The 14,176-nt window shown below is 51.2% G+C and carries 12 protein-coding genes; all 12 read right to left on the reverse strand.

Translation table 11 applies throughout. The annotated features are described in order from the left end of the window. Positions 1 to 14: 14 nt before the first annotated feature. Entirely contained in the window at positions 15 to 3,485 is a 3,471-nt protein-coding gene (gene dnaE, locus RNAN_RS11505; RefSeq protein WP_008221930.1) for a DNA polymerase III subunit alpha, read from the reverse strand. After that, positions 3,482 to 4,081, reverse strand: coding sequence for a ribonuclease HII (gene rnhB, locus RNAN_RS11510; RefSeq protein ID WP_008221931.1), 600 nt, complete (start codon positions 4,079 to 4,081; stop codon positions 3,482 to 3,484). Before rnhB ends, dnaE begins: the two co-directional genes overlap by 4 nt. After that, the gene (lpxB, locus tag RNAN_RS11515) at positions 4,059 to 5,222 is read right to left on the reverse strand and encodes a lipid-A-disaccharide synthase (protein WP_008221932.1); all 1,164 of its coding nucleotides are present in this window, start codon (positions 5,220 to 5,222) and stop codon (positions 4,059 to 4,061) included. The genes rnhB and lpxB overlap by 23 nt, the downstream gene beginning before the upstream one ends. Further along, positions 5,222 to 6,013, reverse strand: a complete 792-nt coding sequence (gene lpxA, locus RNAN_RS11520) for an acyl-ACP--UDP-N-acetylglucosamine O-acyltransferase (protein ID WP_008221933.1) — start codon at positions 6,011 to 6,013, stop codon at positions 5,222 to 5,224. Before lpxA ends, lpxB begins: the two co-directional genes overlap by 1 nt. After that, complete coding sequence (gene fabZ / locus RNAN_RS11525) at positions 5,994 to 6,446, reverse strand: 3-hydroxyacyl-ACP dehydratase FabZ (RefSeq protein WP_008221934.1); 453 nt, start codon at positions 6,444 to 6,446, stop codon at positions 5,994 to 5,996. Before fabZ ends, lpxA begins: the two co-directional genes overlap by 20 nt. Positions 6,447 to 6,448: 2 nt before the next feature. Beyond that, a complete protein-coding gene (gene lpxD, locus RNAN_RS11530; RefSeq protein ID WP_008221935.1) occupies positions 6,449 to 7,513 on the reverse strand; it encodes a UDP-3-O-(3-hydroxymyristoyl)glucosamine N-acyltransferase in 1,065 nt (354 codons plus the stop codon). Then, complete coding sequence (locus RNAN_RS11535; RefSeq protein WP_008221936.1) at positions 7,513 to 8,031, reverse strand: OmpH/Skp family outer membrane protein; 519 nt, start codon at positions 8,029 to 8,031, stop codon at positions 7,513 to 7,515. The genes lpxD and RNAN_RS11535 overlap by 1 nt, the downstream gene beginning before the upstream one ends. 23 nt (positions 8,032 to 8,054) lie before the next feature. Next, positions 8,055 to 10,544 carry an outer membrane protein assembly factor BamA gene (gene bamA, locus RNAN_RS11540; RefSeq protein ID WP_040552042.1) on the reverse strand — a complete coding sequence of 830 codons (2,490 nt, stop codon included), beginning with the start codon at positions 10,542 to 10,544 and terminating at the stop codon, positions 8,055 to 8,057. A gap of 26 nt (positions 10,545 to 10,570) precedes the next feature. Next, on the reverse strand, positions 10,571 to 11,926 hold the full coding sequence (rseP, locus tag RNAN_RS11545) for a sigma E protease regulator RseP (protein WP_008221938.1): 1,356 nt from the start codon (positions 11,924 to 11,926) through the stop codon (positions 10,571 to 10,573). Continuing rightward, complete coding sequence (ispC, locus tag RNAN_RS11550; RefSeq protein WP_008221939.1) at positions 11,926 to 13,119, reverse strand: 1-deoxy-D-xylulose-5-phosphate reductoisomerase; 1,194 nt, start codon at positions 13,117 to 13,119, stop codon at positions 11,926 to 11,928. Before ispC ends, rseP begins: the two co-directional genes overlap by 1 nt. Continuing rightward, positions 13,119 to 13,982: a phosphatidate cytidylyltransferase gene (locus tag RNAN_RS11555; RefSeq protein WP_008221940.1), complete on the reverse strand. Its 864-nt coding sequence runs from the start codon at positions 13,980 to 13,982 to the stop codon at positions 13,119 to 13,121. Before RNAN_RS11555 ends, ispC begins: the two co-directional genes overlap by 1 nt. Before the next feature lie 5 nt (positions 13,983 to 13,987). Next, a partial coding sequence (locus tag RNAN_RS11560) for an undecaprenyl diphosphate synthase family protein (RefSeq protein WP_040552043.1) occupies positions 13,988 to 14,176 on the reverse strand: 189 nt, incomplete at its 5' end.

The raw sequence follows: 14,176 nt of genomic DNA on the forward strand, positions 1-14,176 counted from the left end.
CTGTCACTACCTAATTAATTAAATTCCAGTTCTATTGTTGCCAATTGCTTTAACTGGTGCAACAAAGCGTCGGCCGGCGTTACCCACCACTGAGTTCCCAGCTGTAACATAACTTCGCCTTCCTGGCGTTGATAGCGCAATTTTACCGGCACAGTACCTGCTTTATACTCGCCCAATACCTGCTGCAATCTTTGCAGGTAATTGTGGTCTATTTGCGGCGATTGTACAGTGATATTAAGCGATCTCAGAGATTTTTCCCTTACTGCCGTGATCTCGCTGACATCGCGGCCGGTCATTGTAAGGCCACCGTTAAAATCATCAAAGCTGACCTGTCCGGTTATCACCAGAATGCTATCTTTTTGCAGCTGTTGCTCGAAACTTTCCAACAGATCCGGAAAAAACCGCACATCCAGCCGCGCCGATTTATCATCCAGCGTGACGATGGCCCAGCGCCGGCCTTTTTTGTTAATCATCACCCGTACCGACACCACTAAGCCGGCTACGGTCACACTTTGATCTTTACGTGTTGGCTGCAGTTCTGACAAGCGGCAATTAATATAACGCGGTATCTCATCCAGATAGCGGTTAATCGGGTGGCCGGTTAAATACAGGCCCAGCGTTTCGCGCTCGCCTTCCAGCCAGACTTCATCCGGCCAGGGCGCCACCTGCTTAAAGGCGGCTGCCGCATGTTCCGGCTCAGGGCTTAACAGGCCAAATAAATCATCCTGCCCCACCGCCTGGGCTTTGGCATGTTGCTCGGCGGCTTTCATTGCCTCTTCCAAACTGGCCATCAACGCAGCCCGGTGCGGGCCTAAACGGTCCATAGCGCCGGATAAAATCAGCTTTTCAATGACGCGCCGGTTCAGTTTTTTTAAGTCAACCTTGGCGCAAAAATCAAATAAGTCGCTAAAGCTGCCATGCTGCTGCCTGGCCTGTAAAATGGCCTCTATCGGGCCCTCACCAACCCCTTTGATCGCACCAATGCCATACACAATATGGCCCTGCTCGTTAACGGTAAATTTGTATACGCCGGTGTTAACATCGGGCGGAATAAGCTTTAGCTTCATCCGCTCGCACTCATCGACCAGGGTCACAATTTTGTCGGTGTTATCCATATCAGCCGACATTACCGCCGCCATAAATTCGGCCGGGTAATGCGCTTTCATCCACAGCGTCTGATACGACACCAATGCATAAGCCGCGGAGTGCGACTTGTTAAAACCGTAACCAGCGAACTTTTCTACCAGATCGAAAATCTTCATCGCCAGATCTGGGTCAATGCCATTATTGGCGGCGCCTTGCTGGAAGGTGTCGCGCTGTTTCGCCATCTCTTCCGGCTTTTTCTTACCCATAGCGCGGCGCAGTAAGTCCGCGCCCCCCAGTGAGTAGCCCGACAGCACCTGGGCAATCTGCATTACCTGTTCCTGATACAGAATAATGCCATAGGTCGGCTCTAAGATTGGCTTGAGCGACTCATGCTGCCAGGTGGCATCCGGATAAGAGATCTCTTCGCGGCCACGTTTACGATCGATAAAGTTATCCACCATGCCCGATTGCAGCGGGCCGGGGCGGAACAGCGCTACTAAGGCGATCATATCTTCAAAACAGTCGGGCTGCAGGCGGCGGATCAGATCTTTCATGCCGCGCGATTCCAGCTGAAATACCGCTGTGGTATCGGCTTTCATCAGCACGTCGTAACTTTTCTTATCGGTCAGCGGTATTTTGTTAATATCCACCAGCGGCTTGCCTTCACGGCTCAGCCTGGCATTGGCCATGTTCACTGCCCATTGCAAAATGGTCAGGGTGCGCAGGCCAAGGAAGTCGAATTTCACCAACCCGGCGTATTCAACATCGTTTTTATCAAACTGGGTAACCGGGTTGTTGCCTTCATCATCGCAATAAAGCGGTGAGAAGTCGGTAATTTTGGTCGGCGCTATTACCACGCCACCGGCGTGCTTACCGGCGTTACGGGTTACGCCCTCGAGCTGACGCGCCATATCAATCAGATCTTTTACTTCCTGATCCTGCTGATACAGCTCAGGCAAACGCGGCTCTTCTTTAAACGCCTGCTCCAGCGTCATACCGGGCGTGGGCGGGATCAGTTTTGAGATGCGATCGACAAAACCATAAGGATGGCCGAGCACCCGGCCGACGTCGCGGATAACCGCTTTTGCCGCCATAGTACCGAAGGTAATAATTTGCGATACCGCTTCGCGGCCATACATGTCGGCGACGTGCTCAATGACTTCATCACGCCGATCCATACAAAAGTCGACGTCAAAGTCGGGCATCGATACCCGCTCCGGGTTTAGAAAGCGCTCGAACAGCAGGTCAAATTCCAGCGGGTCCAGATCGGTAATTTTCAGCGCATAAGCGACCAGTGAGCCAGCACCCGAGCCCCTGCCCGGCCCCACCGGAATATCGTTATCTTTGCTCCACTGGATAAACTCCATTACCACGAGGAAGTAACCCGGGAAACCCATCTGGTTTATTACGTCCAGCTCTATCTGTAAGCGCTCGTCATATTCAGTGCGCTTTTCTGCCCGGACGGCCTCGTCGGGAAACAGCTGCAGCAAACGCTCTTCTAAGCCTTCGCGTGATTTCATTACCAGAAAATCGGCGTCTGTCATGCCACCGGTCGGAAAGGCCGGCAAGAAGTACTCGCCAAGGCGGATGGTAACATTGCAGCGTTTGGCAATTTCAACCGAGTTTTCCAGCGCCTCGGGTAAATCGGCAAACAGCTGCTGCATGTCCTGCTCTGATTTAAGGTATTGTTGCTGACTATAATTCTGCGGCCGGCGTTTATCGTCCAACGTAAAACCATCATGAATGGCGACGCGGATTTCATGGGCAGCGAAATCGTCTGGCTGCAAAAATACCACTTCATTGGTAGCAACCAGCGGCAGTTGATATTGCTCGGCCAGGCTAACGGCTTTTTGGATATACAGCTCTTCGTCGGGCCGGCCGGTACGAATAAGCTCAAGATAAAAGCGATCGGCAAAATGCTGCTGATAAAACGCCAGCAGTTCTTTGATGCTGTGCGGGTTTTCTTTTAATAAGGCTTTACCCAGCAGGCCATCTTTACCACCAGAGAGCATAATAACGCCCTGGCTGTAATCCGCCAGCCAGTCATGCTCAATTTGTGGTTTACCGTCGACATGGCCACGTAAATAGGCTTTTGAAATCAGCTGGCTGAGGTTCTGATAGCCAGTATTGTCGGCCGCCAGCAGCAACATACGGCTGGTTTCGTTGCCAAACAGCGGGTGGCGTACGTAACAATCAACACCAACAATAGGCTTAATGCCGGCCTCATGTGCGGTGCTGTAAAAGCGTACCAGACCACAAAAGTTCATTTGGTCGGTCAGCGCCAACGCGGGCATGGCGAGCTTTTGTGCTGCTTTTACAATAGGTTTGACTTTCGCCAGGCCATCGACCATGGAAAAATCACTGTGTACCCGCAGGTGAATAAAGGTGGGTGAACTCATAACCCGCCTTGCTCCAGCACCTGGCGTACCGGTTTAAAACTGCGCCGGTGTTGCACTAATACACCATGTTCGGCAATCGCCGCCAGATGCGCGGCAGTGGGATACCCTTTGTGGCTGTCAAAACCAAATTGCGGGTGCGCCAGATGCAGCGCCTGCATCTCACTGTCGCGCGCCACTTTAGCTAAAATAGATGCTGCGCTGATTTCCGGCACCAGTAAATCACCTTTTACCACCGCACTGGCAGGTATACCGAAATCAGTGGTACGGTTACCATCTACCAACACCCATTCTGGCCTGATACGTAATGCGGCTACCGCCCGGCGCATCGCCAGCATAGTCGCGTGCAAAATATTCAGCTGGTCTATCTCATGCGGTTCAGCGCGGCCCAATGCCCAGCACAGCGCCTGCTGTTTAATTTGCTCTGCCAGTTCGACGCGGCGCTTTTCTGATAACTTTTTTGAGTCAGTTAAACCGGCAATCGGCTGCGTCGGATCCAGAATCACAGCGGCAGTGACCACAGCGCCAATCAATGGCCCGCGGCCGACTTCATCCACGCCGCAAATCAGCGCAACGTCAGGCCTTGGGTACAGTGTCATGCGATATTACCTGTAAAATAGCCGCCGCTGCTTTTTCGCTGGCATTGCATTTAATTTGTTGGTGGATAGCGCGGTACTCTTCAAGCAGTACCTGCCGGTTGGCAGAGAGCTGCGGCAACATCGCATCGACCAGCGCTTGCGGTGTCACCTGATGCTGCAATAGTTCTGGCACCATACCACGCCCGGCCAGTAAATTCGGCAGACTAAAATGCGCCAGCTTTACCAGCCGTTTACCAATTTGATAGGTTAGCCAGTTGGCGCGGTATGCCACTACCATTAAGCACTTGGCCAGCATGGCCTCTAAGGTGGCGGTACCGGAGGTGATAAAGGTCGCATCAGCAGCTAATAGCACCTGTCTGGCCTGACCGGTAAATTCAGTAATAACAAGCTCTGGCGCCAATTGCTGCTTGATCGCATTAAACTGCGCCGCCTTTTGTTCAGTGACCATATTGGTCACCAACTGTAGCGCTGGCAACTGCTGCTGTAATAAGCGCGCCGCCTGCAAAAAGTCCGGCGCTAACAGTTTAATTTCATTAGTGCGGCTGCCGGGCATAATGGCTAATACCGGCCGGCTTGGCTCTAGCCCCAACTCAGCTTTGGCCGCGGCTTTATCGACATCCAGCGGCATACTGTCGGCCAGCGTATGGCCAACAAAGGTGCACGGCACCTGATATTTATCGTAAAAGGCTTTTTCAAACGGCAGCAGCGATAACACCATGTTAGTGGCGGCCGCAATTTTAAAAATACGTTTATGCCGCCAGGCCCACACTGACGGGCTGACATAATGCACGGTTTTAATGCCCGCTTGTTTTAGCTGCAGCTCTACCGGCAGGTTAAAATCAGGTGCGTCGATACCAATAAATACATCGGGTATATCTTTTAACAGCGCCGCCAGTATTTCGCGCTTAACCTGTAATAACCGAGGCAGCCGGCCCAGCACTTCCACAATGCCCATGACCGCCAGCTCTTCCATATCAAACAGGGCGTTAAAGCCCAGTGCCTGCATGCGCGGGCCACCGATGCCATAAAACACGGCATCGGCATGAGTGGCTTTAAGCGCTGTGATCAGATCGGCGCCTAAAATATCGCCGGAGTGTTCCCCGGCGATAATGGCGATTTTTAATGGTCGACCTGGCTGCATCAGCGCACTATGCCCCGGCTGGCGTTGGCAATAAAGTCGGTAAACAGCTTCAGCTGTGGCATAGTCGCGGCTTTTTCTTCCAGTGCAGCTAAGGCTTCAGCCACGGTTTGGCCTTTACGGTACACCTCTTTATAGGCGCGGCGGATTTCCAGTAACACCTCAGCGTCAAAGCCACGGCGTTTTAAGCCTTCAGTGTTAATACCGGCCGGTACGCAGGGGGCGCCATGTACCATCAGATAAGGGGGTACGTCTTTCAGCACGATAGAGCCACCGCCACAGAAACTGTGCGCACCGATATGGACAAACTGATGCACGCCGGTCATACCGCCCAAAATGGCCCAATCCCCCACATGCACATGGCCGGCTGCCTGAGCACCGCTGGCGAAAATAGTATGGTTGCCAACAACCACATCATGGGCAATATGGGTGGTATTCATAAACAGGTTATGGCTACCGATGATGGTCTTGCCCTGATCCTGCACCGTGCCGCGATGCACTGAGCAACCTTCACGAAACACATTGTAATCGCCGATAATCAGCTCGGTCGGCTCGCCTTTGTATTTTTTGTCCTGGCAGGCTTCGCCAATGCTGGCGAACTGGAAAAAGTGATTGCCTTTACCAATAGTGCTGGGGCCTTTAATCGCGACATGCGATTCCAGAATACAGTCGTCGCCCAGTACTACATTATTGCCGATGTAACAAAACGGGCCGACTTTAACATTATTACCCAGCTTAGCACCGGGTTCGATTACCGCAGATGGATGGATCACGTTAGAGCTCTCTTCTGGCACACATCAGCTCCGCCGAGCAGACAATCTGGCCTTCTACTTTTGCTTCGCCGTAAAACTTCCACATGTTGCGGCGCTCTTTTAAAAACTTTACTTCCAGCACCATGGTATCACCCGGTACTACCGGCTTTTTAAAACGGGCTTCATCAATGGCGGCAAACAGATATAACTCATTTTCTGAGCGCTCAGTGACCGTTTTAAAACCAAGAATACCGGTAGCCTGCGCTAAGGCTTCCAGGATCAACACGCCGGGAAAAATCGGCATCCCCGGGAAATGGCCGGTAAAAATAGGCTCGTTAATGGTCACGTTTTTAATCGCGGTCAGGCTTTCACCCGGGGTGTAGTCCACCACTTTATCAATCAGTAAAAACGGGTAGCGATGTGGCAATAATGCCATAATTTCCTGAATTTGCAGGCTGTTAAGTTGGTTAGCCAAGGCTAGTCCTCTGTCTGATTATCTGTGTCGGTCGGGGTGGCCAGTGCTACAAGCTGCTGTTCCAGTTGCTTCACCCGCTGATACAATTGTTCTATCTGGCGTAACTTGGCAGTATTTTTACGCCATTCCTGATTACTGGTCGCCGGTAGACCTGATGAGTATACGCCTTTTTCTGTAATAGGCTTCATTACCATGGCCATACCAGTGATATGGGCACCGTCACAAATCTCGATATGGCCGTTAATCACCACAGCGCCGCCGATAATACAGTAGCGGCCAATCTTAGTGCTGCCGGCCACGACAGTGCAGCCCGCGATAGCAGTATGATCGCCAATCTGCACGTTATGGGCAATCTGGCACTGGTTATCAATAATGACATTATTGCCAATAACGGTATTTTCAATGGCACCACGGTCTATAGTGGTGTTGGCACCGATTTCGCAGTCATCACCCAGCACCACAGTGCCCGTCTGAGGTATTTTAACCCAGTTACCATGTTCATTGGCAAAGCCAAAGCCATCGGCACCAATAACGGCACCACTGTGGATAATACAGCGCTGGCCAATACGCACCGCATGATACAGCGTTACATTTGCCCATATTTTGCTGTCGGCACCTATGCTGGCGCTCTCGCCAATAAAACAGCCCGCCCCTATTTGTACATTGTTACCCAGCACAGCCCCGGCTGAAATAACAGCGCCCGGGCCTATCGCCACCTTGTCACCCAACACTGCGGTGCTATCAATCACTGCCGTAGGGTGAATATTGCTGGCGGCGGCTGGTGTGGTATCTAACATTTGCGCCACACGGGCAAAGGCGACATAAGGGTCTTTCACCACCAAGGCATTGACACCTGGCGCCACAAAAGCCACATCATCAGCTGTAATAAGCACGGCTGACGCGCGCGTTTCGGCTAAAAATTTACGGTACTTACTATTGGACAAAAAACTGATCTGGCCTGCTGAAGCGTTTTCCAGCGTAGCAATGGCTGTGACATGACACTGACCGTCACCAATAAGCTGAGCGTTTAAGCGCTCAGCCAATGCTGCTAGTGAATACCCGGCCATTATTTTGCTTTACTAACCTGAGCTGCAACAGCGTCTGAAATGTCATACTCTGGCTTGGCATATACTGCCGCGCCTGAGTTTAATACTACGTCAAACTTCTCACGCTCAGCCACTGCATCAATAGCGGATTTAATCAGCGCCAGCACTTTGTTGCGCTCTTCGGCTTGACGGTTACGGATCTCTTCGTCTAACGGACGGGCTAACTGCTCATACTGCTGACGCTGGTTGTTCAGCGTGGTTTTTAATTCATCCTGCTGCTTTTCGCTCATGGTTGGGCCATCACGGCGCAGCTTTTCAATATTGAAATTAATATCTTTTTCCAATTTACCTACAGCCTCGATGCGCTGGGCAAACTCAGTGCGGATAGTTTCCTGCATAGCGGCTGATTGTGGAATTTTCGCTGCTACCGCCTGTACATCAACAAAACCAATTTTCATTTCTTTTGCCGCAACGGTGCCGGCCAGCATTAAACCTGCTAACAATATCAGTGCAGATTTTACCAAACGTGTATTTAACATCTTCTTTTCCCTATTTTTTGAATTTAGAACGTTGTACCAATATTAAAACTAAAGTTTTCCTGTAAATCACCTTCGTACTTCTTGATGATTTTGGCCAGGCTGAAGGTTAAAGGGCCCATTGGCGAAATCCACTGTAAAGATACACCAGCAGTGGCCCGAATTAAACTCGGATCCGAGTAATCGGCCAACGCAGGTTGGTTCTGCCCGGTAAAGCGCTGCGTGAGCCCCGCATAACGGTCAATATCAAACTCGGTATCCCAAACATTACCCGCATCGACAAATAAGCTGGTGCGCACTGAGTTACGGTACTCGTCGCTTAAAAACGGCGTTGGCGTAATCAGCTCCATAGTCAATACAGCCATCGCATTACCGCCGATAGAGCGCTGCGATACTGAGTAATTATCACTGTCCGGATCGGCCGGGAAGCTGCCGCCACCTGACCCCAGCTCTGGTAGACCTGGCACCTGCTGCGCGTAACGGAAAATCGCGCGCGGGCCGATAATACGGCTTTCAAAACCGCGCAGGTTCTGGCCGCCGGCATAGTAGTTTTCAGTAAAGGGCAAGGTGTAGTCATAGCCATTCTTATTGCCATAACCATTACCGTAACCCAGCTCCAGTTTAGTTAAGAATGACCAGCTATGGTCATCGCTAAGCGGAATATAGTTACGCCCTTCAAAGGCGGTTTTAAAGAACGTCAGATCTGAGTTTGGCGTAGTCACCTTAATACTGGCACCTAAATAATGCCCTGCAGTGGGGAATAGCCCCCGGTTCAGCGTACTACGCACCCAACCAGCGGTCAGCTCGTAGTTGGTAAAATTATAACCGCCATCCGGATTTTGCGCGTCCAGCAATACAGCCCTAAAATGGCGTAACTGATCATATTCATTAATAGAATTGATCTTATTCACTACATAGTTAGCGCCGAAGTTCAGCCGATTATATTCATTAATCGGGTAGCCGATATTGGCACCAAAACCATAGCGGCGCTGGTTATAAGCTTCCAGGTTAGAAGAGGCACTGCTGTAATCGATGTCAGAATAAAACACCTGACCACCCAGGCTGACGCCATCGAGGGTAAAATACGGGTCGGTATAGGTCAGGCTGACCGATTTCTGGTACTTGTTCGTGCTAAGACTAATACCGGCGCTGTTACCGCTGCCTAAAAAGCTTTCCTGCTGCACGCCGATCTGAAACGACAGCCCCATATAGTTGCCATAAGAGATACCGGCGTTAAAACTGCCTGACGGCTGCTCTTTAACGGTAAAGTTGACATCAACTAAATCATCCACCCCGGCAACCGGCGTGGTTTGAAATTCAATGGACTCGACATAAGGCAAGCGCTGAATACGCTGCTTGGATAACTCCAGCGCGTCATTAGACAACCAGGCGCCTTCCATTTGCCGCAGTTCACGGCGTAATACTTCATCCTGCGTATTGGCATTGCCGCTCATGCTGATACGACGTACATAAACCCGCTTACCCGGATCAACGCTAATAGTGAGTTCGACCTCTTTGGTGTCGTCGTTAATTTGCGGAATAGTGCGCACTTTCGAGTTGGCATAGCCAAAACGGGCCAGCAGTTTGGCAATCGTCTCTTCGGTATAAGTCACCAAAGCGCCGTTATACAAGTCACCGTTTTTCAGTGGCACTATACGGCTGATAAACTCGTCCTGGCCAATTAAATCGCCAACGAACTTCACACCGTTAATTTTATACTGCTCGCCTTCTGTTACGTTAAGGGTAACATAGACGGACTCTTTGTCCGGGCTGACAGAGACCTGTGAAGAGTCGATATTAAAGCGCAGGTAACCGCGGTCCAGGTAATAACTGGTAATTTTTTCAATATCGCCCTGTAGCGTTTGTTTTTGGTAGCGATCAGAAGATAAAAAACGCCACCAGGGTAAATCCTGCTTCGACTCGATATCGCGCAACAGTTCTTCATCGGAGAACAGCTTATTACCGACGATGTTAATTTGCCGGATTGACGCGGCGTCACCCTCTTCAAACTTGATCTTTAAATTAACCCGGTTACGTGGCAGATAGGTTACTTCAATCTCAACCTTGGCCTGATATTTACCCACGCCATGATAAAACTCGGTTAAGCCGTTTTCGATACTTTTCAGGATAGTTTTGTCCAGCGGCTCACCGACTTCCACCCTGTTGCCAGCCAGGCTGTCTTTTAGCTGTTCTTCTTTAATATCTTTATTGCCATCGAACACTATAGAGTTAATAGTGGGCCGTTCGCGCAAACGATAAATGACCGTATTACCATCGCGGAATACTTTAATGTCGTCAAAATGGCCGGCGCTATACAAAGTACGGATACTACGTGACAAGCTGTATTCCGTTACCGTATCACCCACGTTAAACGGTAGGTTATTTAACGCTGCACCCAGTGCCACACGTTGCAGGCCTTCTACCTGAATATCCTGTACCGTAAAAGATTCTTCAGCGAGCACCGAGCTACTGGCAGAGGCCAGTAACATCGCAGCTACTAATCGTTTAATTGTCATTATTTGAACTACTTATGATTAGTTATTTACAAACGAGAAATATCGTTGAGCAGCGCAATTCCCATTAACATCAGCAGGACTAACGCACCAAAGCGGAAACCTATTTCCTGCGTCTTCTCAGAGACAGGTTTGCCGCGTATTAGTTCCAGCAGCATGTACATTAGGTGTCCACCATCCAGTACCGGTAACGGCAGTAAATTAATGACGGCTAAGTTAACACTTATCAGCGCTAAAAACGATAAAAAAGCGACTAAACCTATACTGGCTGTGGTGCCGGCCCCCTGCGCAATGGCAATAGGACCACTTAAATGCTTAACTGACACATCGCCGGTAAGCAATTTGCCAATCATGGCAAAACTCAGCCTGGTCAGCTGCCAGGTGTGTGCCGCCCCCGCCACTATGGCATCGATAGCGCCATAATGCTGGGTATAAAGCACGCCCTCTGGCCAGTCGCTTACCTTGGGGGTAATACCCAACACCCCCTGTGAAAACCCATCTTCTGCCACGACCCGTTTGGGGGTAACGTTCAGCCTGACAGGCTGGCCATCACGTACAATATCCAGCTGCAACTCGCGTTCGGGCGAGTTCGTTATCATTTGTTGTAGCTGTTGCCAGTCGGTGATCGCACTACCATCAATGGCTTTAATTTTGTCGTTTGCTTTAAGGCCAGCCTGCGCGGCGGCAGAATCAGGCGCTACAGCAGCAATCTCGGTTAGCAGCTGTGGCCTGGCTAACACCAGCCCCAGGCTGTCAAATACCGTTTGTTGCTCAGGGTCAAACTGCCAATCACGGGTATTTAACCTTACCTCACGGACTTGCTGCGTAGCCATGTCCTGCAATTTCAGGGTAATGCTGTCACGGCCAATCTGCTCAACCAGTAATAAATTAACGCTACTGGCATCGCTGGCTTTATGCTGATTAACACCAATAATTTGCTGATTAGGACTAACACCTGCGGTAGCGGCAATAGATGCCGGCGCAACATCGGCTACCAGCGGCCGCATCGTTTGCACACCCAGCATATACATCAGCCAAAGAGCGAATATAGCGAAGATAAAATTGGCCGCCGGGCCTGCGGCAATAATCGCCATGCGCTGCCATACGGTTTTGTGGTTAAAGGCCAGATCTTTAAACTGCGGCAGTACCGGGTCGACCCGTTCGTCCAACATTCGGACATAACCGCCCAGCGGAATGGCGGCAATCACAAATTCGGTGCCTTGCTTGTCACGCCAGCGCACCAGCGCCTTACCAAAACCAATAGAGAAACGTTTTACCAAGACGCCATTTTTGCGTGCTACCCAGAAATGACCAAATTCATGCACCGTGATAAGCACACCCAGAGCGACGATAAATGACAGCAAATTCCAGACAGCACCCGACATTACAAGCCTTTCCTTAATAAGGAGCGCGCATACTGGCGCGCTTCTGCATCCAGCGCCACTATATCATCCAGCGTACTGACCCTGAAACCGCTAAATTGTTCCAGACAGCGCTGATTCAATCTGGCGATATCGGTAAAGCTCAGCTGCCCGTCTAAAAACGCCTGTACGGCTATTTCGTTGCCGGCGTTAAGTGCCGTAGTAGCGCCCTGGCCTTGCGCACAGGCAGCCATTGCTAAATACAGGTTGGGATAACGCTCGGGCGAGGGCTCGCTGAAGGTAAAATCGCGCATCTGTTTAAAATTAAGTGGTGCTACCGGGCTGGCCATACGTTTGGGAAATGCCAGCGCATGGGCAATCGGTGTGCGCATATCGGCTTGGCCCAGCTGCGCCAGAACGGAGCCATCAGTGTATTGCACCATAGAGTGGATGATACTTTGCGGGTGAATCACCACCTCAATATCGGCTGGCTGACAATTAAACAGCCAGCGCGCCTCAATAAATTCCAGGCCTTTGTTCATCATGGTGGCGCTGTCGACTGAAATTTTCTGCCCCATGCGCCAGTTCGGATGGGCTATCGCCTGCGCCGGCGTAATGCTGGCAAATTCACAAAGCGGTTTAGTCAGAAAAGGACCGCCACTGCCGGTTAACAAAATTTTGCTAATACCAAAATCGGCTAACTGCTGATCATGTGTGTGTTGCTGTAAGCCAGAGGGCAGGCACTGAAAAATGGCATTGTGTTCGCTGTCTATCGGCAGCAGGGTGGCACCATGTTGCTTTACTTTGTTGATAAACAGCTCACCGCTCATCACCAGCGCTTCTTTGTTGGCAAGCAGCACCGTTTTGCCCTGCTCGACCGCCGCCAGCGTCGGTAGCAAGCCTGCGGAGCCCACGATCGCCGCCATCACAATATCAGCTTCAGGGTGCGCGGCCAGCTGACACAGCCCATCGATACCGCTTAAGACTTCTGTTTTACTGCCGGCCTGCTTTAGTGCCTGCGCCAGAGCTTTAGCTGCAGTGGCGTCAAGCAACGCGGCGTAACGGGGGTTCACCGCCAGACACTGCGCCAGCAGCTTGTCAACCTGGCTGGCAGCTGTTAACGCCAGTACCTGATAATCTTGCGGATGCGCAGCCAGTACCGACAGTGTACTAATGCCGATAGAGCCGGTTGAGCCTAATACCACCACCTGGCGCATTAATAAAACCCGCTGTACAACGCCACTATGATGGCAAACAAAGGAGCGGTGGCCGTTAGGCTGTCAATACGGTCTAAAATACCACCGTGGCCGGGTAAAAACGCACCGCTGTCCTTTTTGCCGGCAACCCGTTTAAACATACTCTCTGTTAAATCGCCAAATACCGACAATACGGTCAGTAACAGTGCAGACACATACCATACCGGCGTCTGCGCCGGCCAATCCTGCAGCATGGCCACGGCCGTTACCACCAGCGCCACCAGCGCCAGCCCGCCCAGCATACCTTCCACTGTTTTACCCGGGCTCACTTTGGGTAATAGCTTGTGTTTGCCAAAGGGTTTGCCAACGATATAGCCGCCAATATCGGCGGCCCATACCAGGCCCAGTAAGGCAAAAATCAGCCAGGCGCCGGTAAAACTTGATGCTGCATAGTCCGTTGAACGAATAAATAATACCGCCGCCCAGGCTGGGATTAAGGTTAACCAGCCCATCAACGCTTTACGCCAATCACTGTTAGCCCAAAGCCGCTGGCTGCGTGGATAAGTGAGTACCAGGGCTATCGCCAGCAGCCACCAGCCGATACCAGAGAGTAACAGGCTGCTTAACAGTAGATTCGTCTCAATGGGCCAGCTGGCCTGCACCGGTAACTGCCAGTAAAGCAGTGCCAGGATCGCAGCGGTCAATAACACATAAAGCACCCGGCTGGCCCGGTTTGGTAAACCACAAAAGCCGCTCCACTCCCAGGCTCCCAACAAAAACGCCACTGAGATAAACACAGCAAAGCCGCCCAGCGGTAAATAAAATACCGCTGCCAGTGCCAGCGGTGCCAACACTAAGGCGGTAATAACCCGTTGTTTAAACAATCTCGTTATCCTTTAGCCGAGGCCGCCATTTGCCGCACCTGTTCCCCAGTGCAACCAAACCGGCGCTCGCGGTTGATAAAGGCCGCTATCGCTTCGGAAAACACCTGCTGGTCAAAATCCGGCCATAAGGTCTCGGTAAACCACAGCCCCGCGTAAGCAGCCTGCCATAATAAAAAATTACTGATGCGCAAATC

The sequence above is a fragment of the Rheinheimera nanhaiensis E407-8 genome, from assembly GCF_000296695.1.
GTDB lineage: Bacteria > Pseudomonadota > Gammaproteobacteria > Enterobacterales > Alteromonadaceae > Alishewanella > Alishewanella nanhaiensis.